Origin of the sequence: Microvirga aerophila (assembly GCF_003332305.1) — a bacterium.
GTDB lineage: Bacteria > Pseudomonadota > Alphaproteobacteria > Rhizobiales > Beijerinckiaceae > Microvirga > Microvirga aerophila.
This window is the reverse complement of record NZ_QOIO01000023.1, coordinates 77,475-101,852: the sequence shown is the minus strand read 5'-3', so window position 1 is coordinate 101,852 and position 24,378 is coordinate 77,475. Positions and strand designations below refer to the sequence as shown.

Sequence of the window (24,378 nt, the reverse complement as noted above, 5' to 3'; positions counted from 1 at the left end):
TGGCGGGGTGTGCCTCGACGGCTTGGATCAGGAAGGTCTCATAAGGCACCAGTTTGCCACCTCCCGGCGGACGGCCTTGGCGGGCGGGCGCCGGCGAGCCGAACCGCCGCTGGCGCTGCATCAGCTTGATGGCACAGCTGTCACTGACGCCAAAGTGGCGGGCCGCCGTCCGGCAGGAATGGCCCGCCTCGACGAAGGCTGCAACCCGCATACGAAGATCGAGAGAATAGCAGTGACCCATGATCCACCTCCCGTCCGACGAAGTGAATCACAGATCACATCAACCCAGAACCCTAAGAGTCGAATTTCCAGTCCGATGCTTTAGTGATGTGCGACCGAAGTCCGAAACGGCACGCTACCGATTCCTGACCAGGAATGCAGTGCACGTCTCTGAGCGGGACGTTCTATGGCCCGGGAGACGAGATCATCAGCCGCCCCGAGATAGCACCTGCACGCTTACCAGGGCACTTCAGGCCCTCACCGGCTCGGGGCCGCCAAGCACGAGCAGCGGCTCATGCTCCTCTCGGATAACAGCTTTGACCGACTATTGTGTCAGACGCCATACCAACCTAAAGGCTGCTGTCTATGTCCCGTTAAGTCGAGATGCACTTGGCTGGTCTCACATAAATCGTCCGGTTGGTCCCCGCAGTGGTAATTTCTCCTTGAAGCTCATTCTCTTCGACGTCGACGGCACCTTGGTCGACAGCCAGAACATCATCGTGGCCGCGCAGCACGCGGCGTTTTCGGCTTATGGGCTGGAGCCGCCGAGCCGAGAGATGTCACTTTCGATCGTCGGGCTTTCCCTTGTCGAGGCGTTCACGGTCCTGGTCGGACCGAAAGGGCCGGCCGAGGGCCTCGCAGAGGCCTATAAGGCTGCTTTTTCGACCCTTCGCCTCGATCCGGCCCTTGCGGAGCCGCTCTTTCCTGGAGCGGACGAGTGCCTCGATTGGCTGAGAGGGCGCGACGACGTGCTGCTCGGGATCGCGACCGGCAAGTCCCGCCGCGGCGTGTCCCATCTTCTCGATCGGCACGGCTGGGATCGGGTCTTCGCCACGATCCAGACGGCGGACGATGCTCCGTCCAAGCCTCATCCGGCGATGATTCGGCAGGCCATGGAAGAGCTCGACGTCGCGCCCCATGACACTGTTATGATCGGGGACTCGAGCTACGACATGGCCATGGTCCGGGCGGCTGGCGCAGTGCCGGTGGGTGTCACCTGGGGTTTCCAGCCCGAGGCGGCGCTTGTGGAGGCCGGCGCAGGCTCGATCGTTCATTCCTATGGGGAGCTTAGAACGTTCTTGAGCGAGTTTCTCGGCAATCCCTCGCATACGGCCGCATGAGACCCTATCTGGCATGCCATGACTGATCCCAAAGACTGGTTCCCATCGGCCGAAGAGCCGAATCCGATGCGCGCCGCGCAAGGAAACATGAAGCCGACTCTGCCGAAACGCTTCTACAAGGAAGCCGGCTTCGAAGAGCGGAGCGGCCGATATTTCCTGACGCTCGACGGACGCACAGCCAAGACGCCGAGCAGGCACGACTTGGTCGTGCCGTCCTCTGGTCTCGCCAAAGCCCTGGCTCAGGAGTGGGGCGCTCAGGGAGAAGAGATCGATCCTTCCACCATGCCGCTCACTAGGATCGTGAATTCCGCCATCGACGGCGTTGCGCCTCGGCAGGCCGAGGTGGTGGACGATCTGGTGCGCTACTCAGGGTCGGATTTGACCTGCTACCGGGCCGGGGAGCCGGAGCGCCTGGCCAAGGCGCAGGATGCCGCCTGGGGTCCTGTGCTCGATTGGGCGAAGGCGACGCATGGGGCTCGCTTCAACCTCGCCGAGGGCGTGATTCATGTAGCGCAGCCGGAGGAGGCCGTCACCGCCGTTCGTCGCGCCGTTGAGCGAATCGATTCACCCTTCGCCCTTGCGGCCCTGCACGTGATGACCACCCTGACGGGGTCGGTGCTGATCGCACTCGCGCATTCATCCGGGGCGATCGACGTGGATCAGGCCTGGGCGGCCGCCCATGTGGACGAGGTCTTCCAGGAAAGCCTCTGGGGCGAGGATTATGAGGCCATGGAACGCCGCAAAAGGCGGGAGGGCGAATTCAGGGCCGCTTCACAGGTTTTCCAGCTGGCGTCCCGGTAAAAAGCCGCCGGTTTCTCTCCGGCGGCTTCAGGATGGTTCGACCCGGTCAGGCGCGGTGGAAGTTGATGCCACACTTCTTCTGGATCGAGGCTTCCTCGATGGCCTGCATGTGGCCTTTCAGGCGGGCGAGTTCCGCCGTCTGGGCATTGTCGCCGCCGACGAAGAAAGCCGCCGGCCAGAAGATCACGATGGCGGCCGTGGTCGCGACCGTGTCCTTCGTGCGCTGAGAGTCCTGCACGCCCGCGGCCGCTGCGGCGGCGCTTGAGACGCGCTGAGCCTCCTGGCCGAGTTCGCGGCAGTTGTAGCTGCTGTAGGTGGCGGAAGACACGTAAGCGGCCGAAACCTCGCCGGAGCGGCTGGCGCACCCGGCAGCCGTCAGGGAGCCGAGAGCGGCAACGGCGGAAATGTTGAAGACGGTGTTCATGGCTGTTCCGATATATTGTTATATAAATGCTTCTCTAGCGCCGGAACATGCGCCTGTGAAGTGAGCCGGCACACATCCATAGCGGGATGTTTGAGCCCTCAAGGCTGTGCTAAGGCGATGGAATGTCCTTTCCCGGTGTCCAGAGTTCCTCCCCATGAAAGATATGCTCGAACAGCTTGAAGACAGGCGGGCCCAGGCGCGGCTCGGCGGCGGCGAAAAGCGCATTGAGGCGCAGCATGCCCGGGGTAAGCTCACGGCCCGCGAGCGCATCGAACTCCTGCTCGACAAGGGCTCGTTCGAGGAGTTCGACATGTTCGTGGAGCACCGCTCCACCGATTTCGGCATGGAGAAGGTGAAGATCCCCGGGGACGGCGTCATCACCGGCTGGGGCACCGTCAACGGCCGCACGGTCTTCGTCTTCGCCAAGGATTTCACAGTCTTTGGCGGCTCTCTGTCCGAGGCGCATGCCCAGAAGATCACCAAGATCCAGGACATGGCGCTCAAGATGCGGGCTCCCATCATCGGCCTGTTCGATGCGGGCGGCGCACGCATCCAGGAGGGCGTGGCGGCGCTCGGCGGCTATGGCGAGGTGTTCAAGAGGAACGTGATCGCCTCCGGGGTCATCCCGCAAATCTCCGTCATCATGGGCCCCTGCGCCGGCGGCGACGTCTATTCGCCCGCCATGACCGACTTCATCTTCATGGTGCGCGATCGCTCCTACATGTTTGTCACCGGACCGGACGTGGTGAAGACCGTCACGAACGAGACGGTCACTGCCGAGGAACTCGGCGGCGCGAAGATCCACACGTCCAAGTCCTCCGTGGCGGACGGCGCCTTCGACAACGACGTGGAGGCGCTGCTCCAGATCCGCCGCCTCATCGACTTCCTGCCGTCCAACAACCTCGATGGCGTGCCGGAAATCCCGAGTTTCGACGACCCCAACCGGGTCGATGAGAGCTTGGATACCCTGATTCCCGACAATCCCAACAAGCCCTACGACATGAAGGAGCTGATCCTGAAGGTCGTGGACGAGGGAGATTTCTTCGAGATCCAGGAAGCCTATGCCCGGAACATGATCACCGGGTTCGGGCGCATCGAGGGCCGCACGGTCGGGTTCGTGGCCAACCAGCCGATGGTGCTGGCGGGCGTGCTGGATTCTGACGCCTCCCGCAAGGCCGCGCGCTTCGTACGCTTCTGCGACGCCTTCAACATCCCCATCGTTACCTTCGAGGACGTGCCCGGCTTCCTGCCCGGCACGGCGCAGGAATATGGCGGCCTCATCAAGCACGGCGCCAAGCTCCTTTTCGCCTATTCCCAGGCGACCGTGCCCCTGGTGACGATCATCACCCGCAAGGCCTTTGGCGGAGCCTACGACGTGATGGCATCCAAGCACATCGGCGGCGACGTGAACTACGCCTGGCCCACCGCCCAGATCGCCGTGATGGGCGCCAAAGGCGCGGTGGAAATCATCTTCCGGAGCGATATCGGCGATGCGGATAAGATCGCCGCGCGCACCAAGGAATATGAGGACCGCTTCATGTCACCGTTCGTGGCCGCCGAGCGCGGCTACATCGACGAAGTGATCATGCCCCACTCCACAAGGCGACGGATTGCCCGGGCCTTGGCGATGCTGCGCCACAAGGAGACGGAGCAGCCCTGGAAGAAGCACGACAACATTCCGTTGTAATTGGGCGGATGAGGCTCGCACCGCCGAAGCCGGTGCGAGCCTTTGACGCTCATGCGTCACGCCTCACTGACGCCCATTTGCCGCTGTTTCCTAGGCTTGTATCGCACCAGTTGATCTGGAATACCGGTCACTACGCCGATTCGATCACGGATAATTGGTGGCTCGGTCGGATCCCGCCGCCATTTTGTGACGTTCTGTCGTCATCTCAAAATGCGAGGACAGGGAATGGACGCCCCAGGAGGCCGCAACACCGTCATAGATTTCTGGCGCGGGCTCGTCCTGGTCGTGATCTTCGTCAATCACGTTCCGGGCAATATCCTCGAACACCTCACGCCGCGCAATTATGGCTTTTCCGACGCTGCCGAAGCTTTCGTCTTCATATCGGGCTTGTCCGTCGCCCTTGTCTATTACCCCAGGCTGCCGCAGGGCGATATTTTCGGGGTATTCAGGCAATGCCTGCGGCGCTCGCTCGAACTCTACCGCATGCACCTGATTATGACCGGCGTCGCTATTGCGCTGTTCTCCATCGGCTATGTTCTCAGCGATGAGGTTGCGCTGATCGAGGCCCACGGCCGCAACATGGTGTTCGGCGATACGGCGCGGGGCATCACAGGCGTCCTCCTGCTCGGGCACCAGCTCGGATACTTCAACATCCTGCCGCTCTACATCGCCCTTATGCTCTGGGCACCGGTCGCGATGTTGCTGATGCGGATTCACATGGCAGTTGCGATTGCGGTGTCCATCGGCATCTACATTCTCGCGCGAGCAGATATCCTGGCCTTCCCGAGCTGGCCGGAGCCCGGCCATTGGTTCTTCAATCCGTTCGCTTGGCAGCTTCTGTTCACCACCGGGATTGCAGTCGGCGCGCTCCTGACCCGCCAGGACGTGCCGTACCTGCGAGCGTCGTTCGCAAGCTCCATCATCATCCTCGGGGTATCCTTCGTGATCATGACGGAAGGGTTCGGCCTAGCTCATGGCCTCCTCTGGGGCGCGTTCAACGACCTCGACATCATCAAGAGCGATCTCGGCCTCGGGCGGCTGGTTCATTTCCTGGCGCTGGCCTATGTGCTGACGCAGCTTCGGCTGGGCCAGATGGTTCAAGGCACCATCTTCGGGAGGGAGATGATGCGCCTCGGGCGATACGGCCTGCCAGTCTTCGCCGTCGGCTCCATCCTGAGCGCCTTGGGCGAGGTGATCATGACCCTTGCGGCGGTCAAGTCGTCTGCTAGCCCACATATCGTCGGTATGATATTCACTCTCTTCGGCATCCTCGGACTTCTCATACTGGCGCGATATCTCGAATGGAAAAAGAAGGGCTCGATCGCTCCCCGGCCGGAGCGTGCCGTCGAACTTGGCCTCGCTTCGGCGTCCGGACGGTTTCCGCGCTAGTATCGCTTCTTATTTCAGGTATGAGCAGCGCCGCCCTTGCGGCGGATGCTGCCTGCCGCGCCTCCGAGCCGGCCGTCTCGGCCCCGGCGAGGCTGGAGCGCCTCGCCTCGCGGCTCAAGCGACGGGAGCCTGTCCGGATCCTGGCGATCGGGTCCTCGTCCACACAAGGGATCGGGGCCTCGTCTCCCGCCTTCTCCTATCCCGTCCAGCTTCAGGCGGACCTCACCCGGATGTGGAGGGAGGCGGTGATCATCGAGAACGCCGGGAAGGGGGGAGAGACGATTGCCGAGACCGTCGAACGACTCAAGACCTCCCTCGGGACCGACAGGCTGGATCTGGTCATATGGCAGGTCGGCACGAACGATGCCGTCAAGGGCATCGACGAAGGGCGGTTCGCGGCCCTTTTGAGGGAAGGGATCGACGCGGCGCAGGCCCTTGGGGTCGATGTGCTTCTCCTCGATCAGCAGTATTATCCAGCCATCAAGGATCCCGACCGGTATGAACGCTTCGTGGGCCTTGTCGGCGCAACAGGCGCCAGCGAGCAGGTGCCGGTCTTCTCGCGCTATAAGGTCATGAAGGCCTGGGGGCAGCTTTCGGCGGATGTGCTGAACGCCATGTTGTCGAGCGACCGCTTCCATATGGGCGACCGTGGTTACGACTGCATGGCTGAGCTTATTGCCGATAGCCTGCATTCCATGGTGGCTGCGGTCGACCCTACTCCGAGCCTCGCCGTCTCAGCGGCCCGCCGCCCTTAGGATCCAAACATCGCCATCGCCTCATTCAGCGAGTGAGCGCGAAGTTGGCGCTTTTGTCAGGCCATTCATCATGAAACCCTCTTCCGACCGCGCTTGGGTGGCCCACGCCATCCAGATCATCGAGGCCGACTTCAACCGGTCGTCGGACACGCATCTCCTGCGCGTGCCGCTGCCGCGCGCGCCCGGCGTGGAACTCTACCTGAAGGATGAATCGACTCATCCTTCTGGGAGCCTCAAGCACCGGCTGGCACGGTCGCTGTTTCTGTATGGGTTGTGCAACGGCTGGATCGGACCTCAGACGGCCATCATCGAGGCGTCGAGCGGGTCCACTGCAGTGTCGGAGGCTTATTTTGCCCGGATGCTGGGCTTGCGCTTCATCGCCGTCATGCCGCGGTGGACCTCGGCGGAGAAGATCGACCAGATCGCCTTCTATGGGGGCGAGAGCCATTTCGTGGACAGCGCCGCCGAAATGTACATGGAAAGCGCCCGGCTCGCGGAGAGCCTCGGCGGCCACTACATGGACCAGTTCACCTACGCGGAGCGAGCGACGGACTGGCGCGGCAACAACAACATTGCCGAGTCGATCTTCAGCCAGATGGCCCATGAGGAGCATCCTGTTCCGGCCTGGGTCGTGGTCAGCGCGGGCACCGGCGGCACGTCGGCGACGCTTGGGCGCTACATCCGCTACCGCCGCCTGCCGACGAGGCTCTGCCTGGCTGATCCGGAGGCGTCGGTCTTCCACCGGCATCTGGCCGACCGGAGCATCTGCACCGTGTCCGAGCCTCCATCGGTGATCGAGGGCATCGGCCGCCCGCGCTGCGAGCCGTCCTTCGTGCCCGAACTGATCGATCGCGCCCACGCGGTGCCGGATGCGGCAAGCCTTGGGGCGGCTCGCGTTCTGTCACGCCGCATCGGCCGCTCCTGCGGCGGCTCCACCGGCACGAATCTGTGGGCGGTTGCGCAGATCGTCAGCGAGATGGTGCGCAACGGCGAGCAGGGGTCGGTTGTGACCCTGCTGTGCGATTCCGGTGAGCGCTATCGTAGCACGCATCTGGACGATGCATGGCTCGAACAGCGCGGGATCGAGACCCGCGCTGCCGAATCCGCAATGGAGCGCTTTTTCGAGACCGGCGCGCTCGATCTTTAGAGCGACTTCACCTCGTCTTTGAGCGACGCCATGTCGATCACGAAGCGATATTTGACGTCGCTTTTGACCATGCGATCCCAGGCTTCGTTGATCTGGTGGATCGGAATCAGCTCGATGTCCGACACGATGCCGTGCTCGGCGCAGAAATCCAGCATCTCCTGGGTTTCCGCGATGCCGCCGATGAGCGAGCCTGCGAGGCGGCGGCGCTTGAAGATCAGGTTGAACACGGTGGGCGAGGGGTGAGGCTCGGCGGGCGCACCTACGAGGGTCATGGTGCCGTCCCGCCGCAAGAGGGACAGGAACGGGTCCAGGTTGTGGGGAGCCGCCACCGTGTTGAGGATGAAGTGGAAGGTGCCCGCGTGGGCCGCCATGGCGTCCTCATCCCGCGAGACCACCACCTCGTCCGCGCCAAGGCGCAAGGCGTCCTGAGTCTTGCCGGGTGACGTGGTGAACAGCACCACATGCGCCCCCATGGCGTGGGCGAGCTTTACGCCCATATGGCCGAGGCCGCCGAGACCGACCACGCCAACCTTGTGGCCCTTGCCGACACCCCATTCCCGAAGGGGCGAATAGGTGGTGATGCCCGCGCACAGGAGAGGCGCGGCGGCGGCGGGGTCGAGTTTTTCGGGCATACGCAGGACGAAGTGATCGTCCACCACGATGGAGGTCGAGTAGCCTCCATAGGTGACGCCGCCCGAACGCTTGTCGGGGCTGTTGTAGGTTCCTGTGAAACCGTGGTCGCAATATTGCTCCAGTCCGTCGTCGCAATTGATGCAATGACGGCAGGAATCGACCATGCAGCCGACGCCCGCCAAGTCTCCTTCCTTGAACCGGGTCACCTCAGCGCCGACGCGGGTCACGCGTCCAACGATCTCGTGGCCGGTCACCACCGGATAGACCGCCCCGCCCCACTCATCCCGGGCGGTATGCACATCCGAGTGGCAAACGCCGCAATAGAGAATGTCGATCTGCACATCCCTCGGACCGGGTTCGCGTCGTTCGAACTGGAAGAGATTAAGAGGGCTGGCGGCGGATTTGGCGGCATAGCCGAAGCTTTTCATGACAATTCCATGGGGCGGGTGGGGAGGGATGATCGGAGTTAGACGATCTCATGTCCGGTCGGTTCCGCACGAAAGACTGATAGCTCAATGGCTCTCGTGCTCCCGCGCGGCCCGACCGGATATAAAGCTTATCGGTTCAGGAACCAGTTCTGCGTCAAGGACAAATCCTGCTGCGAGAGACCGTGTCCCACCGGCAGCACCGTGTGTTTGACGCTGGCCCCGGATTCGGAAAGGAATTCGGCCAAGCGTTCGGAGTTCTCGGCCGGGATGATCGGGTCCATCGAGCCGGACAGCATAAGCACTCCCTTCCCGGCGAGATCTGCTTTCGGCGGTTCGCTCAGGGGCACCATCGCCCGTAGGAGCACCGCGCCTGCGAGCGCTTCGGGGCGCAGCATCAACAAGGCCGCTGCGATGTTCGCGCCGTTGGAGAAGCCAACCCCAACAGGCGCCTGCAAGCCGTAGGCCTCCCGAGCTTCGGCAATGAAATCCGCCAGTTCGTTGGCGCGGGCCTTCACGTCCGCCTCGTCGAAAACGCCCTCGGCCAGGCGGCGGAAGAAGCGCGGCATTCCGTTTTCCAGAACTTTTCCGCGCGGTGACAGTAAAGCTGCCCCGGGGCTGATCATCTTGCCGAGTGAGATCAGGTCGTTCTCGTCGCCGCCCGTCCCGTGAAGAAGCAGGAGCGGGGGCAGGTCGGGCGTTAACGCCGGCTCGAAGCGGTGGATGAAGGAGAGCTCTTTCATGCCCCAAAACCCCTGTTTTTTAACGAAATGAACACCTTACCGCTTCCTGAACGGGCATCTGCGACGCGCGCCAGCCTGCGATGAGTGGCACATGGGGCTGATTGGGAGAAACCGAAGAGCCGCAAGGCTTTGCATGCAGCAACGCAAAGCTCGGCCGGAGATCCCGAATACCCGGCAAGATTCCAGCAACCAAAGAGTCTCAACAACGCTTAACCTCAACGATGATTCAGAATTGCATATTAACGGTTTGACCCCTGTCCCCGTGCAAAAGTCATCCTCGGATAAAAGATCAACCGGTGCCAGACAAAAGCCGGCGGGAGTCAAGCAGATGATCAAGAATAACCTTCGTGATTTCATCGGAACCGTCATCGACAGCAAGTATATCTCAGCCGACGACGTGAAGAAGCTTCAGCGCGAGATCCTGGAAGACGGCATCATGAGCCGGATCGAGGCGGAGGCGCTTCTTGCCCTCGATCGGAGCCTGGATGCCGATGCCAGCTGGGGGCCGGCCCTCACCGCCCTCGTGGTGGATTTCATGGTGTGGGGCATGCGGCCGACTGGCGTGGTTCCCGGCGATGACGCCCTATGGCTCACCACGGCGCTCGATGTCGGTGGCCCGACCGAGACCGCCATGAACATCGTCTACGCCATCCTGGATGAAACCCAGCACGTGCATGCAGCCCTCCTCGACTTCATCATGCGGGGCCGCCAGCATGCCAGGCTCCAGAGCCTCGCCGCCTGATCGACGCGCCCTCTTAAGCGAATTGCTGAGCCGGCCCCGCTTCCCGAACGCACTGATGTGCAGTAACGGGAGTGGGGCCTCAAATCTTTTACGGCCTGTAGCGTTCGAGGGCTTATGTTCGACAAGATCCTGATTGCCAACCGGGGCGAGATTGCCTGCCGGGTTATCAAGACCGCCAGGCGCATGGGCATCAAGACGGTCGCCGTCTATTCCGACGCGGACCGGGATGCGCTCCATGTGGAGATGGCCGACGAAGCGGTGCATATCGGACCCGCTGCGGCGGCCCAATCCTACCTGGTGATCGAGAAGATCATCGAGGCCTGCAAGCAGACCGGCGCTCAGGCGGTCCATCCGGGCTACGGCTTCCTGTCCGAGCGCGAGGCATTCCCCAAGGCATTGGCTGAGGCTGGGATCGTGTTCATCGGCCCCAATCCCGCAGCCATCGCGGCCATGGGCGACAAGATCGAGTCGAAGAAGGCGGCTGCCGCGGCGAAAGTCTCCACCGTCCCGGGCTATCTCGGCGTGATCGAGGGGCCGGAGCAGGCCATGAACATCGCCGATGAGATCGGCTACCCGGTGATGATCAAGGCCTCGGCCGGCGGCGGCGGCAAGGGCATGCGCATCGCCTATTCGTCGGACGAAGTGGCCGAGGGGTTTGCCCGGGCGAAATCCGAGGCGGCGTCCTCCTTCGGCGACGATCGGGTTTTCATCGAGAAATTCATCACCGATCCCCGCCACATCGAAATCCAGGTGCTCGGCGACAAGCATGGCAACGTCATCTATCTGGGCGAGCGCGAATGCTCGATCCAGCGCCGCAACCAGAAAGTTATCGAGGAAGCCCCATCCCCGCTGCTGGATGAGGCCACCCGTAAGCTGATGGGCGAGCAGGCCGTGGCGCTGGCGAAAGCCGTAGGCTACGACTCGGCCGGCACGGTGGAGTTCGTGGCCGGCCAGGACAAGTCCTTCTACTTCCTCGAAATGAACACCCGCCTGCAGGTGGAGCACCCCGTCACCGAAATGATCACCGGCATCGACCTGGTGGAGGAGATGATCAGGGTCGCGGCGGGCGAGAAGCTTCGGCTCTCGCAGGCGGACGTGAAGCTCGATGGTTGGGCGGTGGAAAGCCGCATCTACGCGGAAGATCCCATCCGCAACTTCCTGCCCTCCACAGGCAGGCTCGTGACCTATCGACCGCCCCATGAGGGTGAGGAGAACGGCGTCACGGTGCGGAACGACACGGGCGTGTACGAAGGCGGCGAAATCTCGATCTATTACGATCCGATGATCGCCAAGCTGGTCACCCACGCGCCGACGAGAGAACAGGCTATCGACGCGCAGGCGAGGGCGCTTGACGCATTCGCCATCGATGGCATCCGCCACAACATCCCGTTCCTGTCGAGCCTGATGCAGCATCCGCGCTGGCAGTCGGGGAAGCTCTCCACCGGCTTCATTACCGAGGAATACCCGCAGGGCTTCAAGGTGCCTGCGCCCGCGAACGAGATCGCCCGTCGCCTGGTGGCCGTAGGCGCGGCCATCGACCATCTGCAGAACGAGCGCAAGCGGCAGATTTCCGGCCAGATGCGCCACGCCTCCGCCGTGTCCTTCGAGCGCAACCGCGTGGTCATGCTGGGCTCGGAACAGCGCGAGGTTTTGGTCGAGGACATCGAGGGCGGCATTGCCATCGTCATGGATGGCGAGGCGTGGCCCGTAGTGTCGTCCTGGAAGCCCGGCCAGCCGGTCTGGACGGGGCTCGCGGGTGGCCAGAAGATCGCCGTGCAAGTCCGGACGATCCTGAACGGCATGGTCCTGTCTCATGCGGGCGCCTCGGCCGAGGTGCGGGTCTATACCCGGCGCGAGGCTGATCTCGCGGCGCTCATGCCCGAGAAGGCGGAGGCCGATACGGGCAAGAAGCTTCTCTGCCCCATGCCGGGTCTCGTAAAGGCCATCAACGTGAAGGCCGGGCAGGAGATCAAGGCGGGCGAGCCGCTCTGCATTGTCGAGGCGATGAAGATGGAAAACGTGCTGCGCGCCGAGCGCGATGCTACTATTGCCAAAATTCACGCCAAAGAGGGCGACAGTCTCGCGGTCGACGCGGTCATCATGGAGTTCGCCTGAGGGTAGGCTTCGAAGTGCAGGTGTGAGCCATGCCGCTCTATTTCGCCTACGGATCCAACATGGATCAGGTCGCCATGGCCCAGCGCTGCCCCGGCTCGAAATCGGTTGGGCTTGGGCGGCTGATGCGCCATCGCTTCGTCATCTTCGAAGGCGGCTACGCATCCGTGGTCCGGGACCCGCAGCGGGCCGTCTGGGGCATGTTGTGGGACTTGGCTCTCGCCGACGTGCCGGCCCTCGACCGTTATGAGAGCCTGTCGACAGGGCTTTATACGAAGGTCATCCAGCCGATCCTGACCGAACGCGGACCCCGGCAGGCGGTGGTCTATATCGGCCGGAGCGCTAAGACCGGAGCGCCCAAGCCCGGCTATATGGAAGCGGTGGTCGAGGCGGCCGAACATGCCGGTCTGCCGCCGGACTACATCCGAAGCCTCAAGGGCTGGGTGCCGAACTCCCAAACCGCTCCCGAGCCCGTCCAACGCCCTGCCGTGCGGCCAATTTTCAGCGCCCCGGCTGGAACCCTTCGCAAATCCCGCAGCGTTTAAATCGCCCCTAGAACCTTTGCTGTTCATGCGCGTTGAGTCGCCGTTGGTAATGGCGTTGGAGGCGACTATGACAGCGAAGGGATCGATCTGGAAAAGATACGGCTATGCCTGGGTCACTTTAGGCTTCTTTGCGATCACCCTCGTTGGACATTGGCTGTTCGGCTGGTTTTCTTATGTCAGCGAACAGCAAGCTCATGCTCAGCCGATCCAATTCTCGGACTATCTCGTTCTGATGATGCGGGACACCTTTGAGAACTGGCAGTCCGAGTTCCTTCAGCTTCTCTGGCAGGTTGGCGGCCTGGCTTTCCTGCTTTATGTCGGCTCGCCTCAGTCCAAGGAGGGGGATGACCGCATGGAGGCCAAGATCGACGCGATTCTCAAACGTATTGATCCGGAGAATGCCGAGCGCCTCATCCAGGCCATTGATGATAATTATTCCGGCCGGCATACGGATGCCCGCCATGCGCACCGTTGAGAGATCATGACCGCGAGCAAAACCCTGCACGTACTGATCCATGGGCGGGTTCAAGGCGTGGGCTTTCGCGCCTGGACCCATCATCAGGCGGAGCTCCATGGCCTCAAAGGCTGGGTCCGGAATCGTCGGGACGGCGCCGTCGAAGCCGTATTCTCAGGACCCGGGGACCTTGTCGAGGTTGTGCTGAAGGCCTGCCGGCAGGGGCCCCGAGGCGCGGTCGTCGAGCGGGTCGAGCAGCTGGATTCCGACGAGAGCAGCGTTAATCCCTCGGGCCGCTTCAAGATTCGCGAAACCGTCTAGGAATTTGGCGGCTCCGACGTCTCGACCGGGCCGCCCGCTTCCTTCCAGGCCGTAAACCCGCCCTCGATATGGGCGACGGGCTTCAGGCCCATGTCCTGGGCTGTCGCAGTCGACAAAGCTGAGCGCCATCCGGCTGCGCAGAAGAACACGAATGTCTTGTCCTGCGCAAAAACCGGCTTGTGGTAAGGGCTTTCCGGGTCGATCCAGAACTCCAGCATGCCTCTGGGACAGTGGACCGCACCGGGCAAGCGGCCCTCACGGTTCAGTTCGCGCGGGTCGCGCAGATCGACGAACACCACGTCGTCGCGGTCTTGCAAGGCCATGGCTTCCGTTGCGGAAAGTGTTTTGATCCTGGCATTGGCCTCGGCAAGCATGGCCTTGAATCCGCGGGTGATGGTTTGACTCATGGCTGACGCTCCACTTTGAGGCTCTCAACAAACTGGGCATTATGGCGGCGGAGTCAACGGAGGCGATATGCTGGGTTTCACGTTCCTCGACTATGCGGCGGTCGCGTTCTTCCTGGCTGCATGGCTTGGCTATCACGCCGCCGTTGAGCTCACGCCCGCCGGGCAGAAAAGCCTCAACAAGGTCATGAACCAATACCGCTATCGCTGGATGGAGCAGATGGTGGTGCGCGAGAACCGGATCGTGGACACGACCATCATGGCGTCTTTGATGAACGGAACCGCGTTCTTCGCCTCGACCTCACTCATCGCCATCGGCGGCGTGCTGGCGCTCCTGCGCTCGGCCGGCGATATCCTGCCGGTTTTCGCCGACCTGCCCTTCGGGCCGCAGACGACGCCGTTGATGTGGGAATTGAAGGTGATCGGCCTTGCGGTAATCTTCGTCTATGCCTTTTTCAAGTTCGCGTGGTCGTACCGGCTGTTCAACTACATGGCGATCATCCTGGGTGCGGTGCCGGTTCTCGAGCCGCACAACCATGACGATGCGCTTCGTGTGGCCCGCCAGGCGGCGGAAATGAACGCGGTTGCGGGCAAGCATTTCAACCGCGGTCAGCGTGCCTTCTTTTTCTCCCTCGCGTACCTCGGGTGGTTTCTCAGCGCCTATCTTTTCATGGCCGCGACAGCCGGGGTGCTCTATGTGATGTGGCGACGCCAATTCATGTCGGACGCCCTCGCGGCGGCCTCGAGCGGGAACGATGCCCAAACACGCAAACCCTGAAGAGCTTGAAGCCACGATGCTGGCCCTGGTGACCGAACGCGGAGCGGGCCGAAACCTCGATCCCACCGATGTGGCGCGCGCTGTCGGCGGCGACCGGCCGGAAGGGTGGGGACCCCTGATGCAGCCTGTCCGTCAGTCAGCGGTGCGCCTGATGAAAGCGGGTCGCATCGTCATCCTCCGGAAGGGCCGACCAGTGGACCCTGACGACTTCAAGGGGATCTACCGCCTCACGCTTCCGCCGGAAGCCTGAGGCCCCGGAAACAACGCTGTCGTGCGCCCCGCCACGTAATAAGCGATCAGCCCCGCCCATTCCTTCGTGCCTACATCGAGCCGCCGCAGCCCGTCCGACACGAAGGCGAAGGGGCGCATATCCGTGAAGCTGCCTCCGGTGCGGAAATCCACCGGATAGGGCACGACTGGAAAGCCAGCCTTCTCGAAGACGCCCACGGCGCGCGGCATATGCCAGGCCGAGGTCACCAGAAGCCAGCGCTCGCCTTCCCGGGGCTTGGCGACTTCACGGGCATAGGTGGCGTTCTCGAAGGTCGAGCGCGATTGGTCCTCAACGAGGAGACGGGCCGGATCGATGCCGACGGTCCTGAGGTAGGATGCGATGATCGGCGCTTCGGCGGTGCCGTTGGTGAACACGGTCCCGCCTCCGCCGACGATCAGAAGCTTCGCGCCTGGATAGCGATAGGCGAGTTGAATTGTGTCGAGGACCCGCTCCGCCGATTCATTGGCCACGATCCGGCCGCGGGCGGCTGAATCCGCGGCTTCCACCGAACCTCCGAGCAGGATGATGCCGTCGATCGGAGCGCCATCATCCTGGAAGGGTGGAAAACGCTCCTCCAAGGGCACCATGATGTAGCTGGCGATGGGGGAAAGCCCCAACGCCAGGGTGGCTATGGCGGCCGTCAGCGCAAGACCGGTGCCGACTCTTCTCAGGCGGCCAAACAGGGACAGAAGAAGCCCCAGCAGAACGAGACTGATCAGCAGGTTCGAGGGCGTAGCGAAAAACCAGACGATCTTCGAAAGGGTGTAGAACATTGGTTCTCCGCCAGGCAGATGGGCTCAGACGTTTCCGGACTCGGCGTCGTAGCGCGCCTTGGTCTCGGCGTTCGGTGGGTAAAGGCCCGGCAGGGGAACGCCCTTGTCGACTTCGCGCATGATCCAGAGTTCGAGCCGTTCCTGCTCGACCGCCGCCTTGGCGACATCCTCGACCATGGCAGCCGGGATTACCACGACGCCGTCCTGATCGGCCACGATCACGTCGTCCGGGAATACTGCCACGCCGCCGCAGCCGATTGGCTCCTGCCAACCCACGAAGGTCAGGCCGGCAACCGACGGAGGAGCCGCGACGCCCGAACACCAGACCGGCAGCGCAGCGCCTTCGACGCCAACCGCGTCACGCACCACGCCGTCCGTGACAAGGGCGGTCACGCCGCGCTTCTTCATGCGGGCCGTGAGAATGTCGCCGAAGATTCCCGCATCTGTAACGCCCATGGAATCGACCACCGCGATGCAGCCTTCAGGCATATCCTCGATGGCCGCCCGTGTGGAGCGCGGAGACGACCAGGATTCGGGAGTTGCCAAGTCCTCCCGTGCGGGCACGAAACGCAGGGTGAAGGCGCGGCCCACGAGCCGTTCGCTCGCGTTAAAATATGGCATCGGCCCCTGCATCCAGCAGCGTCGAATGCCTTTCTTCAGGAGCACCGTGGTGATCGTCGCAGTGGAAGCGGCGCGCAGCGCGTCGGCGATGGCTTTATCGAGCATGATGTTATAAAATCCGAAAAAGTGAGAGTCGCAACCGCTTTATAGCCCTTTTCCCGGGCAGCGCAGCCCTGGAAGCGCGCGGCGGTATGCTGAGACAGGCTAATATATGCACATAGGGGAGGCCGGTAGGCTCGTGTCGGTCTGGCAACCATGAGAGTGACGCTTCTGAAGCTCACCATCGCGCTCTGTGTCGCGCTGCATGGGGTGGGCAGCAGCGCTTTCGCCAAGCCTGAGCCAGCCCGGCGGCTTATGCCTGATGCGGCCCGCGACGTGGCGCAACGGGCGGTCGCGGACATTCTCGATGCCTTAGCCAGTTCCGACTTCAAGCGGCTGGCCTCTCATGTGGGCCGCGAGGGCTTGGTCTTGAGCCCTTACGTGATGATCGATGCTGATGACGTCCAACTCTCCCGTACCGAGGTAGAGCGCTGCCGTGAGGATGTGCGCGTGCGTGTCTGGGGCTACAGGGACGGTAGCGGGGATGCTATCGAAACCGCATGTCGCGGCTATTTCGCGGAGTTCGTCTGGGACGCCGATTACCGCCGTGCGGACGAGGTACTCTACAACACGCCGCGTCAGCGCGGCTTGGAGCCCAACAACAATCATGAGTTTGCCCACGATGTGATCGTGGCCGAGTTTCACATCCGCGAAACGCCGGAGGGCGCGAAACCCTACCGGCCCTGGAAGAGCCTTCGTCTCCTATTCCGGCATGACGACCAGGGGCTGTCCCTGATCGCCATCACGCGGGATGTGCGGACGATTTGAGCCTGCTTAAGCCGTCTTCTCGAACAGCTCGCGCCCGATCAGCATGCGGCGGATCTCGCTCGTGCCGGCGCCGATCTCGTAGAGCTTCGCATCGCGCAGGAGACGGCCCGTCGGGTAGTCGTTGATGTAGCCGTTGCCGCCTAAAAGCTGGATGGCGTCGAGGGCGCATTGCGTTGCCCGCTCGGCCGCGTAGAGGATCGCGCCGGCCGCGTCCTCGCGGGTGGTCTCGCTCCGGTCGCAGGCCTTGGCGACTGCATACACATAGGCCTTGGCGGCGTTCATGGTCACGTACATGTCAGCCACCTTGCCCTGCACGAGCTGGAAGGTGCCGATGGGCTGGCCGAACTGCTTGCGGTCATGGACGTAAGGAAGCACCACGTCCATGCAGGCCTGCATGATGCCCAGGGGGCCGGCCGCGAGGACGGCGCGCTCGTAATCCAGGCCCGACATGAGCACGCTCACGCCCTTGCCGACCTGGCCGAGAACGTTCTCCTCCGGCACCTCGCAATCCTCGAAGACCAGCTCGCAGGTGTCGGACCCCCGCATGCCGATCTTGTCGAGCTTCTGGTGGGTGGAAAAGCCCTTGAATCCCTTCTCGATCAGGAAGGCCGTGATGCCGCGCGAACCGGCCTGCGGATCGGTCTTGGCATAGACCACGAGGGTGTCCGCGGTCGGGCCGTTGGTGATCCACATCTTGGTGCCGTTGAGCACGTAACGATCGCCGCGCTTCTCGGCCTGGGTGCGCATGGACACCACGTCGGAGCCCGAGCCGGGCTCGGACATGGCGAGCGCCCCTAGATGCTCGCCGGAGATGAGCTTCGGCAGATAGCGGCGCTTCTGCTCCTCGTTGCCGTTGCGGCGGATCTGGTTGACGCACAGGTTGGAATGCGCCCCGTAGGAGAGACCAACCGAAGCCGAGGCGCGGGAGATCTCCTCCATGGCGATCACGTGCTCGAGATAGCCGAGGCCTGCGCCGCCGTATTCTTCCTCGACCGTGATGCCGTGAAGGCCGAGTTCGCCCATCTGGGGCCAGAGATCCCGCGGGAACTCGTTCTTGCGGTCGATCTCCTCGGCGCGAGGCGCGATCTTGTCCTGCGCGAAGTCGCGCACCGTCTCGCGGATGGCCTCGGCCGTCTCGCCGAGATCGAAGTTGAAGGCTTTGGACGTATTGGGAATCACGACGTTTCTCTCCTGGTCCCACGCAGGGCTTGAAACCGGCCCTGAGAAGACTGTTGTGTTCGCGCTCGGGCGGCGCCCAGCGCCGCCCTCGGGAATGATTGAGGAGAGATATAGCAGCCTTTGACGGGAAGTCAGGCTATTCGCCGACGCTTGCCGTTTGGACGGGATCCACGTCGCGGCAGACGCCGAGGGGTTCGAGCCGGGCGTGATCGCGCGGATCGCACTTGCTCTGCACGAACATGCGCCACTGGTTTTCCGTGCCGTAGAAGGCGTTGCGGTCGATGTCGCCCGACACGCCGGGGACACGCCCGGTCGTGGTGAACTGCCAGAAGGTCCAGCGGCGGTTGTTGTAGCGGTGATGCGGCTCTGCGGCGGTGCTGCGGATCCAGTAGGGATAATCGTTGAACTCGCCTTCCAGGATTTCCTGGTGGAAGGTGATGTCAGTGTAGATGATCGGCCGTTTGCCCGTATGGGCTTCCATTTCCTTCAGCATCTGGTCGATCATGGCGAGCGCCTGGGCGCGCGGCACCTTCCGGGGGCAGTTGACCGATTCGCCGTTCCATTCCACGTCGAGGACCGGCGGCAGGGCGTCGGGATCCTGCGGAACGTTCTTCTTGAACCAAGCCGCCTGCTCGTGGGCCGGGCGGCACCAATAGACGAAGTGATAGGCCCCACGCGGAACCCCGGCGCTACGGGCCGCGTACCAGTTCTCCAGGAACCGGTTGTCCACGTGATCGCCGCCTTCGGTGGCCTTGATGAACGCGAACTGCGTGCCGGCCTGGCGAAGAGCCGCCCAATCGACCTTGCCCTGCCACTTGGAGATGTCCACGCCGTGGATCGGCAGCCGGTGGGCCGTCGCCACGCCGGCATGGGGCCTGGCGTCGCTCTTCGACGGATAACGGCCGGACGAGGAGGGGGCGATGGCGCAGGACGCGAGGCCAAAGGCCAGGGCGGTGACAGCACCAAACCGGGCGACGCGCAGAAACGTCATCAGGCCGGAGGCTTTTGAACGGCTGGGGGCGCGGCGGCGTGTCTTCATCGGCTCATCTGTTTACGCATGACCTGCTTGGATCAAGGGATGGCTCAAGGGCCGTTAACAGGTCATTACGATAACGGAGCCGAAATGAATTTTACAGGTGAAACCAAGCGGTTGCTATACCTAGGAAGGCGAAAAATCCCACGATATCCGTGATGCTGGTGACGAAAGGACCTGACGACACGGCTGGGTCGACGCCGAGCTTGTTGAGGCTGAGCGGCACGAAGATGCCGCCAAGGGCCGCGAAGATCAGGACCGTCACGAGGGCCATCCCGATGACGATGCCGAGTTCGATCGATTGAAACCAGAGGCCGGCGATGGTGCCCATGATGAGTGCAAAGGCCATGCCGTTGAGCAGCCCGACCATGGCCTCGCGGCGGATGATGCGCCAGGCGTTGGAGCGGCCGAGCTCGCGGGTCGCAAGCGCCCGGACGGCAACCGTCATGGTCTGGGTTCCGGCGTTCCCGCCCATGGACGCCACGATCGGCATCAGGACCGCGAGGGCCACCATCCGCTCGAGCGAGCCCTCGAACAATTGAATGACGTTCGCTGCAATAAGAGCGGTGCACATGTTGATGAACAGCCACGGGAAGCGGCTGCGCTGAATGTAGAAGACGGTGTCCGACAGCTCTTCGTCCGATTTCACGCCGCCGAGCTGCTTGATGTCGGCGTCCGCTTCCTCTTCCAGCACGTCGACGATGTCGTCGACCATCATGACGCCGACGAGCCGGTTGGCCTCGTCCACCACCGCCGCCGAGACGAGGTTGTAGCGCTCGAAGAGGCGCGCCACCTCCTCCTGGTCCTGCGTGGCCGCCACCCGATCCGGATCATCGTTCATGATGTCCTGGATGGTAATGGGGCGCTTGCTGCGCAGAAGCCGGTCGAGGGGCACGGCGCCCAGGAGATGGCCTGCGGGATCGATCACGAAGATCTCGTAGAACGTCTCCGGCAGGTCCGCTGTGTCGCGCATGTAGTCGATGGTCTGGCCGACGGTCCAAAACGGCGGAACGGCGATGAGTTCGCTCTGCATGCGCCGGCCGGCGCTGCCTTCGGGGTAATCGAGCGAGCGCTGGAGCGCCACGCGCTCGACAGCCGGAAGGTGGTCAAGGACCTCGGCCTTGTCTTCCTCGTCGAGGCTTTCGAGAATGGTGACCGCGTCGTCGGAATCGAGCTCGCGCACGCCCTCCGCGAGGGTCGCCGTCTCGAGGCCCTCCAGGATTTCTTCGCGGACCGCCTCGTCGACCTCGGTGAGCGCCGTGAAGTCGAATGCAGAGCCGAGCAGTTCAATCAGGCGGGGGCGATGCTCCGGGTCGAGAGCCTCGAGCAGATCGCCGAGGTCCGATTCGTGAAAGTCATCCACGAGAAGGCGCAGCCGCTCGGTGTCGAGCGCATCGATGGCATCGCTGACCGCTGAAACGAATTCCGGGTTGACGTAGCCTTCCTCGTCCCGGAAGGGCAGGGAGTCAGCCACCACGCCGTCGGGCGTGTGGAGCGCCGCTTTGTCTTCAGCGTCCAGCATTGGCCTGTCCTCACAAGATTCATGGGCCTTTTAGGCGCGGGGCGAAGCCTCGACAATGCGCCCAAAAGGCCAGATCGAAGAATTGGTTAGCGGCAGGTCCTCAGAGCCTGAATCGGGCCCCTGAGAAAAGGGTTCAACTTAACTAGGCGCTGAGGCCTGACCGGAAAAGAAAAAAGGCCCCGAAAAGGGACCTTTTTTAAGTGCGCCCGGTGGGCCATCTCGAAGGTTTGGTGCGGCCAAGAGGACTCGAACCTCCACGGGTCTCCCCGCTACCACCTCAAGGTAGTGCGTCTACCAATTCCGCCATGGCCGCGGAACCTTCAAGGCCAGGGTTGTTTCCCCTGGCGAGGCGGTGGCTCTAACAGATCGGTTCGGCCGCCGCAAGCCCATTCGTCGCCGACATCGCCGGTTGGCGAAAAACCAGATCGCCCTCCATATATCGTAACGCATCCTCGCGGATGTGGAGAGTTGACCCTAAGGGCGCCGCGGCTCAAAACGCCCGCCGGTTTCGTTCGACAGCATGGGTGGCAATTGGTGACGAGTTTGCGTGACAACTTGGCCGATGGGTTCATTGCCGGTGTCGGGTCCGAGCCCGTCGATTGGATCATCGCCGAGGGGCTGACCGGTTATGAGCAGGCTGTCGCCTTCATGGAGGACCGCGCCGCCGCTATCGCTGACGGGAGAGCCCCCGAACTCGTCTGGCTCGTGGAGCATCCTCCGCTCTACACCGCCGGCACGTCGGCCGATGCGGGGGATCTCGTCGATCCGGACCGCTTTCCCGTCCACCAGACGGGCAGGGGCGGGCAATACACCTATCACGGTCCGGGTCAGCGGGTGGCCTATGTGATGCTGGATCTCAAGCGCCGGACGCCGGATCTTCGCCGCTACGTGGCAGCCCTGGAAGCCTGGCTGATCGCGACCCTAGGGGAGTTCAACATCCGCGGCGAGCGGCGGGAGGACCGGGTCGGCGTCTGGGTCAGGCGGCCCGACAAGGGCGAGGCCGTGGAGGACAAGATCGCCGCCATCGGAATCCGGGTTCGGCGCTGGGTCAGTTTTCACGGCATCAGCCTGAACGTGGAGCCTGATCTGTCCCACTTTTCCGGCATTGTTCCCTGCGGCGTCACCGAGCACGGGGTCACGAGCCTGGTGGATCTAGGGATTCCGGTGACCATGCCGGAGGTCGATGCGGTCATGCGCAAGAGCTTTGAGGGGATCTTCGGGCCCACCGCGCGGGCGGAGCCGTTGCTTTCCGGCAACTAGGGGCGGGATTTGCGCATCGGGAGCCGCAGGACTTCTCCTCAAGGGCGCTTCATGCTCTAAGCTTGTCCGAATAAGCTTGTCTAAACGGCTGATCATCGGCGGACCACACATGCAACGCGCACTCCTTGTTTCTTTCGTCGCCCTGGCTGCTTCGGCATGCTCCTATACGCCCGAGCCCAGGGAACTGGTCCGCATCGTCGATTCCCCGGCGGATGTCCGGGCCTGCACCCGACTTGGCGAGGTGAGCCCCGTGGTGCCGACTGTTCCTGGCTTCGGGTCCGCGACGGACGCCATGCTGGACCAGACCATGGCGCTGGGCGGCTCCCACCTGTTCCTGCAGAGGACGTCCCAGGATTGGTCACTCGTGCGCGGCATAGCCTACCGGTGCGGATCCGGCACGGTGCGCCGCGATGTAGTCATTCGCGCGAAGGGCTGATTCGCTCTCGCCTGAGGGGCAGCTCCCCTACCATCTCCATTCGAGCCTCGTTGACCCGACTTTGCCTTTGCGTCAGGCATTTCGGTAGAAGCAGGGAGTGCTGAGCACGTGCCGGTCATCGCCACATCCGCCGATCTCGCATCGGATACAGCGCGGTCCAATCGCGAAGCCTGGGCCGATCTCGCCCGGGACCTTCAGGCCAAGCGCGCCGAGGTGGCGCGGGGTGGTCCTGAAAAGGCGCGGGAGCGGCACCTAGCTCGCGGAAAGCTCCTGCCGCGCGAACGGGTGACGAGGCTGCTCGACCCTGGGGCTCCCTTTCTCGAGCTGGGTGGGCTTGCGGCTCACGGCATGTACGACGATGCTATTCACGGCGCCGGCATCATCACGGGCACCGGGCGGGTTGAAGGCCGCGAGGTGATGATCGTCTGCAACGATTCGACCATCAAGGGCGGCACCTACTACCCCATGACGGTCAAGAAGCACCTCCGTGCCCAGGAGGTTGCCCGCGAAAACCGTCTGCCCTGCATCTACCTGGTCGATTCGGGCGGCGCGAACCTGCCCCACCAAACCGAGGTCTTTCCGGATCGGGATCATTTCGGCCGGATCTTCTACAATCAGGCGACCCTGTCCTCCATGGGCATCCCGCAGATCGCCTGCGTCATGGGCTCCTGCACGGCGGGTGGCGCTTATGTGCCGGCCATGTCGGACGAGACGATCATCGTGCGGCGCCAGGGCACGATCTTCCTCGGTGGCCCGCCCCTGGTGAAGGCCGCCACGGGGGAGGTGGTCTCGGCGGAGGATTTGGGAGGCGCGGATGTGCACGCCCGGCAGTCGGGCGTCGCCGATCATTACGCCACGGACGACGTTCATGCGCTGGCTATCGTGCGCCGCATCGTCGGCACGCTGAACACCCGCAAGACTATCGACATCGATCTCGCCGAGCCGGTGGAGCCGAAATACGCGATTCAGGATCTCGACGCGATCGTGCCGACGGATCTCAAGAAGCAGTACGATATCCGCGAGGTCATCGCCCGCCTCGTCGACGGCTCCGAATTCGATGAGTTCAAGCGGCTCTACGGCACTACCCTCGTGACGGGCTTTGCTCGGATCTGGGGCATGCCGGTCGGGATCATCGCCAATAACGGCATCCTGTTCTCCGAGAGCGCCCTGAAGGGCGCGCATTTCATAGAGCTGTGCTGCCAGCGGCGCATTCCGCTCCTGTTTTTGCAGAACATCTCTGGCTTCATGGTCGGCCGACAATACGAGGCCGGCGGCATTGCCAAGGATGGCGCGAAGCTCGTCACGGCGGTCGCTTGCGCCCAGGTGCCCAAGATCACCCTGCTGGTCGGCGGCTCGTTCGGCGCGGGCAATTACGGCATGTGCGGACGGGCCTATTCTCCGCGCTTCCTGTTCACTTGGCCGAACTCCCGCATCTCCGTGATGGGCGGCGAGCAGGCGGCGAGCGTGCTGGCCACCGTGCGGCGCGACAACATCGAGGCTGACGGCAAGATGTGGAGTGCGGAGGAGGAGGAGGCCTTCAAAGCCCCCATCCGCGACCGATACGAGGAAGAGGGCAGCCCCTATCACGCGACCGCCCGCCTGTGGGACGACGGCATCATCCTGCCGTCCGAGACGAGGCGCGTCCTGGCGCTCGCCTTCTCGGCCGCCCTGAACGCTCCCGTGCCGGAGACGAAGTTTGGCGTGTTCCGGATGTAA

26 protein-coding genes, 1 tRNA gene and 1 pseudogene are annotated in these 24,378 nt (G+C 63.2%); 17 read left to right on the top strand and 11 right to left on the bottom strand.

Features of this window, described 5'->3' with window-relative positions; genetic code table 11:
* A partial coding sequence (locus DRB19_RS14400; RefSeq protein ID WP_245439450.1) for an IS630 transposase-related protein occupies positions 1 to 241 on the bottom strand: 241 nt, incomplete at its 3' end.
* Between the two features lie 421 nt (positions 242 to 662).
* On the opposite strand from DRB19_RS14400, the gene DRB19_RS31135 reads away from it, so the two are divergent.
* The gene (locus DRB19_RS31135) at positions 663 to 1,340 is read left to right on the top strand and encodes an HAD-IA family hydrolase (RefSeq protein ID WP_114186719.1); all 678 of its coding nucleotides are present in this window, start codon (positions 663 to 665) and stop codon (positions 1,338 to 1,340) included.
* Between the two features lie 18 nt (positions 1,341 to 1,358).
* On the top strand, positions 1,359 to 2,141 hold the full coding sequence (locus tag DRB19_RS14390; RefSeq protein WP_114186718.1) for an ATP12 family chaperone protein: 783 nt from the start codon (positions 1,359 to 1,361) through the stop codon (positions 2,139 to 2,141).
* Positions 2,142 to 2,187: 46 nt separating this feature from the next.
* Here DRB19_RS14390 and DRB19_RS14385 read toward each other — a convergent pair whose 3' ends face one another.
* On the bottom strand, positions 2,188 to 2,565 hold the full coding sequence (locus tag DRB19_RS14385; protein ID WP_114186717.1) for a hypothetical protein: 378 nt from the start codon (positions 2,563 to 2,565) through the stop codon (positions 2,188 to 2,190).
* Positions 2,566 to 2,719: 154 nt separating this feature from the next.
* Here DRB19_RS14385 and DRB19_RS14380 point away from each other — a divergent pair, with 154 nt between their 5' ends.
* The 4 genes from DRB19_RS14380 (at position 2,720) to DRB19_RS14365 (ending at position 7,543) form a co-directional block, all read left to right on the top strand.
* Positions 2,720 to 4,252 carry an acyl-CoA carboxylase subunit beta gene (locus DRB19_RS14380; RefSeq protein WP_114186716.1) on the top strand — a complete coding sequence of 511 codons (1,533 nt, stop codon included), beginning with the start codon at positions 2,720 to 2,722 and terminating at the stop codon, positions 4,250 to 4,252.
* A 225-nt stretch (positions 4,253 to 4,477) separates the two neighbouring features.
* Positions 4,478 to 5,641, top strand: coding sequence for an OpgC family protein (locus DRB19_RS14375; RefSeq protein ID WP_162815693.1), 1,164 nt, complete (start codon positions 4,478 to 4,480; stop codon positions 5,639 to 5,641).
* 20 nt (positions 5,642 to 5,661) lie between these two features.
* The gene (locus DRB19_RS14370; protein WP_162815692.1) at positions 5,662 to 6,396 is read left to right on the top strand and encodes an SGNH/GDSL hydrolase family protein; all 735 of its coding nucleotides are present in this window, start codon (positions 5,662 to 5,664) and stop codon (positions 6,394 to 6,396) included.
* Between the two features lie 70 nt (positions 6,397 to 6,466).
* Positions 6,467 to 7,543, top strand: coding sequence for a PLP-dependent cysteine synthase family protein (locus tag DRB19_RS14365; protein WP_114186713.1), 1,077 nt, complete (start codon positions 6,467 to 6,469; stop codon positions 7,541 to 7,543).
* Here the strand turns inward: DRB19_RS14365 and DRB19_RS14360 are convergent.
* Both DRB19_RS14360 and DRB19_RS14355 read right to left on the bottom strand, forming a co-directional pair.
* On the bottom strand, positions 7,540 to 8,604 hold the full coding sequence (locus tag DRB19_RS14360; protein WP_114186712.1) for an NAD(P)-dependent alcohol dehydrogenase: 1,065 nt from the start codon (positions 8,602 to 8,604) through the stop codon (positions 7,540 to 7,542). The two genes, DRB19_RS14365 and DRB19_RS14360, sit on opposite strands and share 4 nt — an antisense overlap.
* 128 nt (positions 8,605 to 8,732) lie before the next feature.
* Positions 8,733 to 9,344, bottom strand: a complete 612-nt coding sequence (locus DRB19_RS14355; protein ID WP_114186711.1) for an alpha/beta hydrolase — start codon at positions 9,342 to 9,344, stop codon at positions 8,733 to 8,735.
* A 328-nt stretch (positions 9,345 to 9,672) separates the two neighbouring features.
* Between DRB19_RS14355 and DRB19_RS14350 the strand changes: the two genes are divergently transcribed.
* The 5 genes and pseudogenes from DRB19_RS14350 (at position 9,673) to DRB19_RS14330 (ending at position 13,518) form a co-directional block, all read left to right on the top strand.
* Positions 9,673 to 10,086, top strand: a complete 414-nt coding sequence (locus DRB19_RS14350; protein WP_114186710.1) for a hypothetical protein — start codon at positions 9,673 to 9,675, stop codon at positions 10,084 to 10,086.
* A 114-nt stretch (positions 10,087 to 10,200) separates the two neighbouring features.
* Positions 10,201 to 12,201, top strand: coding sequence for an acetyl-CoA carboxylase biotin carboxylase subunit (locus DRB19_RS14345; protein WP_114186709.1), 2,001 nt, complete (start codon positions 10,201 to 10,203; stop codon positions 12,199 to 12,201).
* A 29-nt stretch (positions 12,202 to 12,230) separates the two neighbouring features.
* Positions 12,231 to 12,641: pseudogene (locus DRB19_RS14340) on the top strand (gamma-glutamylcyclotransferase family protein); the annotation flags it as partial.
* Positions 12,642 to 12,810: 169 nt separating this feature from the next.
* Positions 12,811 to 13,218: a DUF6766 family protein gene (locus tag DRB19_RS14335; RefSeq protein WP_114186707.1), complete on the top strand. Its 408-nt coding sequence runs from the start codon at positions 12,811 to 12,813 to the stop codon at positions 13,216 to 13,218.
* A gap of 6 nt (positions 13,219 to 13,224) precedes the next feature.
* Positions 13,225 to 13,518 (top strand): acylphosphatase, encoded by a 294-nt coding sequence (locus DRB19_RS14330; RefSeq protein WP_174799940.1) that lies wholly within the window; start codon positions 13,225 to 13,227, stop codon positions 13,516 to 13,518.
* On the opposite strand, the gene DRB19_RS14325 is transcribed toward DRB19_RS14330, so the two are convergent.
* Positions 13,515 to 13,925, bottom strand: coding sequence for a rhodanese-like domain-containing protein (locus tag DRB19_RS14325; protein WP_114186705.1), 411 nt, complete (start codon positions 13,923 to 13,925; stop codon positions 13,515 to 13,517). The genes DRB19_RS14330 and DRB19_RS14325 overlap by 4 nt on opposite strands.
* A 67-nt stretch (positions 13,926 to 13,992) precedes the next feature.
* Between DRB19_RS14325 and DRB19_RS14320 the strand changes: the two genes are divergently transcribed.
* Both DRB19_RS14320 and DRB19_RS14315 read left to right on the top strand, forming a co-directional pair.
* Positions 13,993 to 14,700, top strand: a complete 708-nt coding sequence (locus DRB19_RS14320; RefSeq protein WP_114186704.1) for a DUF599 domain-containing protein — start codon at positions 13,993 to 13,995, stop codon at positions 14,698 to 14,700.
* The gene (locus tag DRB19_RS14315; protein ID WP_114186703.1) at positions 14,678 to 14,950 is read left to right on the top strand and encodes a DUF3253 domain-containing protein; all 273 of its coding nucleotides are present in this window, start codon (positions 14,678 to 14,680) and stop codon (positions 14,948 to 14,950) included. Before DRB19_RS14320 ends, DRB19_RS14315 begins: the two co-directional genes overlap by 23 nt.
* Here DRB19_RS14315 and DRB19_RS14310 read toward each other — a convergent pair.
* Both DRB19_RS14310 and DRB19_RS14305 read right to left on the bottom strand, forming a co-directional pair.
* Positions 14,920 to 15,744, bottom strand: coding sequence for a YdcF family protein (locus DRB19_RS14310; RefSeq protein WP_114186702.1), 825 nt, complete (start codon positions 15,742 to 15,744; stop codon positions 14,920 to 14,922). The genes DRB19_RS14315 and DRB19_RS14310 overlap by 31 nt on opposite strands.
* A 24-nt stretch (positions 15,745 to 15,768) precedes the next feature.
* Positions 15,769 to 16,470 (bottom strand): ribonuclease activity regulator RraA, encoded by a 702-nt coding sequence (locus DRB19_RS14305; RefSeq protein WP_174799939.1) that lies wholly within the window; start codon positions 16,468 to 16,470, stop codon positions 15,769 to 15,771.
* A gap of 150 nt (positions 16,471 to 16,620) precedes the next feature.
* On the opposite strand from DRB19_RS14305, the gene DRB19_RS14300 reads away from it, so the two are divergent.
* Positions 16,621 to 17,232 (top strand): hypothetical protein, encoded by a 612-nt coding sequence (locus DRB19_RS14300; protein ID WP_114186700.1) that lies wholly within the window; start codon positions 16,621 to 16,623, stop codon positions 17,230 to 17,232.
* Between the two features lie 6 nt (positions 17,233 to 17,238).
* On the opposite strand, the gene DRB19_RS14295 is transcribed toward DRB19_RS14300, so the two are convergent.
* The 4 genes from DRB19_RS14295 to DRB19_RS14280 form a co-directional block, all read right to left on the bottom strand.
* A complete protein-coding gene (locus tag DRB19_RS14295; protein ID WP_114186699.1) occupies positions 17,239 to 18,411 on the bottom strand; it encodes an isovaleryl-CoA dehydrogenase in 1,173 nt (390 codons plus the stop codon).
* A gap of 136 nt (positions 18,412 to 18,547) precedes the next feature.
* Positions 18,548 to 19,402: a glycoside hydrolase family 25 protein gene (locus tag DRB19_RS14290; protein WP_114186732.1), complete on the bottom strand. Its 855-nt coding sequence runs from the start codon at positions 19,400 to 19,402 to the stop codon at positions 18,548 to 18,550.
* Between the two features lie 139 nt (positions 19,403 to 19,541).
* Positions 19,542 to 20,966 (bottom strand): magnesium transporter, encoded by a 1,425-nt coding sequence (gene mgtE, locus DRB19_RS14285; protein ID WP_114186698.1) that lies wholly within the window; start codon positions 20,964 to 20,966, stop codon positions 19,542 to 19,544.
* Positions 20,967 to 21,194: 228 nt separating this feature from the next.
* Positions 21,195 to 21,279, bottom strand: a tRNA-Leu gene (locus DRB19_RS14280).
* 221 nt (positions 21,280 to 21,500) lie between these two features.
* On the opposite strand from DRB19_RS14280, the gene lipB reads away from it, so the two are divergent.
* The 3 genes from lipB to DRB19_RS14265 all read left to right on the top strand — a co-directional run bounded on the left by lipB (position 21,501) and on the right by DRB19_RS14265 (position 24,378).
* Positions 21,501 to 22,226: a lipoyl(octanoyl) transferase LipB gene (gene lipB, locus DRB19_RS14275; protein ID WP_114186731.1), complete on the top strand. Its 726-nt coding sequence runs from the start codon at positions 21,501 to 21,503 to the stop codon at positions 22,224 to 22,226.
* A 109-nt stretch (positions 22,227 to 22,335) separates the two neighbouring features.
* The gene (locus tag DRB19_RS14270; protein ID WP_114186697.1) at positions 22,336 to 22,662 is read left to right on the top strand and encodes a hypothetical protein; all 327 of its coding nucleotides are present in this window, start codon (positions 22,336 to 22,338) and stop codon (positions 22,660 to 22,662) included.
* Positions 22,663 to 22,770: 108 nt separating this feature from the next.
* Entirely contained in the window at positions 22,771 to 24,378 is a 1,608-nt protein-coding gene (locus DRB19_RS14265) for a carboxyl transferase domain-containing protein (RefSeq protein ID WP_114186696.1), read from the top strand.

Bases quoted from the DNA above. Each gene is read 5' to 3' on its own strand.
- DRB19_RS14390 (WP_114186718.1), top strand. From the start codon at position 1,359: ATGACTGATCCCAAAGACTGGTTCCCATCGGCCGAAGAGCCGAATCCG.
- DRB19_RS14385 (WP_114186717.1), bottom strand. From the start codon at position 2,565: ATGAACACCGTCTTCAACATTTCCGCCGTTGCCGCTCTCGGCTCCCTG.
- DRB19_RS14380 (WP_114186716.1), top strand. From the start codon at position 2,720: ATGAAAGATATGCTCGAACAGCTTGAAGACAGGCGGGCCCAGGCGCGG.
- DRB19_RS14375 (WP_162815693.1), top strand. From the start codon at position 4,478: ATGGACGCCCCAGGAGGCCGCAACACCGTCATAGATTTCTGGCGCGGG.
- DRB19_RS14370 (WP_162815692.1), top strand. From the start codon at position 5,662: ATGAGCAGCGCCGCCCTTGCGGCGGATGCTGCCTGCCGCGCCTCCGAG.
- DRB19_RS14365 (WP_114186713.1), top strand. From the start codon at position 6,467: ATGAAACCCTCTTCCGACCGCGCTTGGGTGGCCCACGCCATCCAGATC.
- DRB19_RS14360 (WP_114186712.1), bottom strand. From the start codon at position 8,604: ATGAAAAGCTTCGGCTATGCCGCCAAATCCGCCGCCAGCCCTCTTAAT.
- DRB19_RS14355 (WP_114186711.1), bottom strand. From the start codon at position 9,344: ATGAAAGAGCTCTCCTTCATCCACCGCTTCGAGCCGGCGTTAACGCCC.
- DRB19_RS14350 (WP_114186710.1), top strand. From the start codon at position 9,673: ATGATCAAGAATAACCTTCGTGATTTCATCGGAACCGTCATCGACAGC.
- DRB19_RS14345 (WP_114186709.1), top strand. From the start codon at position 10,201: ATGTTCGACAAGATCCTGATTGCCAACCGGGGCGAGATTGCCTGCCGG.
- DRB19_RS14335 (WP_114186707.1), top strand. From the start codon at position 12,811: ATGACAGCGAAGGGATCGATCTGGAAAAGATACGGCTATGCCTGGGTC.
- DRB19_RS14330 (WP_174799940.1), top strand. From the start codon at position 13,225: ATGACCGCGAGCAAAACCCTGCACGTACTGATCCATGGGCGGGTTCAA.
- DRB19_RS14325 (WP_114186705.1), bottom strand. From the start codon at position 13,925: ATGAGTCAAACCATCACCCGCGGATTCAAGGCCATGCTTGCCGAGGCC.
- DRB19_RS14320 (WP_114186704.1), top strand. From the start codon at position 13,993: ATGCTGGGTTTCACGTTCCTCGACTATGCGGCGGTCGCGTTCTTCCTG.
- DRB19_RS14315 (WP_114186703.1), top strand. From the start codon at position 14,678: ATGCCCAAACACGCAAACCCTGAAGAGCTTGAAGCCACGATGCTGGCC.
- DRB19_RS14310 (WP_114186702.1), bottom strand. From the start codon at position 15,744: ATGTTCTACACCCTTTCGAAGATCGTCTGGTTTTTCGCTACGCCCTCG.
- DRB19_RS14305 (WP_174799939.1), bottom strand. From the start codon at position 16,470: ATGCTCGATAAAGCCATCGCCGACGCGCTGCGCGCCGCTTCCACTGCG.
- DRB19_RS14300 (WP_114186700.1), top strand. From the start codon at position 16,621: ATGAGAGTGACGCTTCTGAAGCTCACCATCGCGCTCTGTGTCGCGCTG.
- DRB19_RS14290 (WP_114186732.1), bottom strand. From the start codon at position 19,402: ATGACGTTTCTGCGCGTCGCCCGGTTTGGTGCTGTCACCGCCCTGGCC.
- mgtE (WP_114186698.1), bottom strand. From the start codon at position 20,966: ATGCTGGACGCTGAAGACAAAGCGGCGCTCCACACGCCCGACGGCGTG.
- DRB19_RS14270 (WP_114186697.1), top strand. From the start codon at position 22,336: ATGCAACGCGCACTCCTTGTTTCTTTCGTCGCCCTGGCTGCTTCGGCA.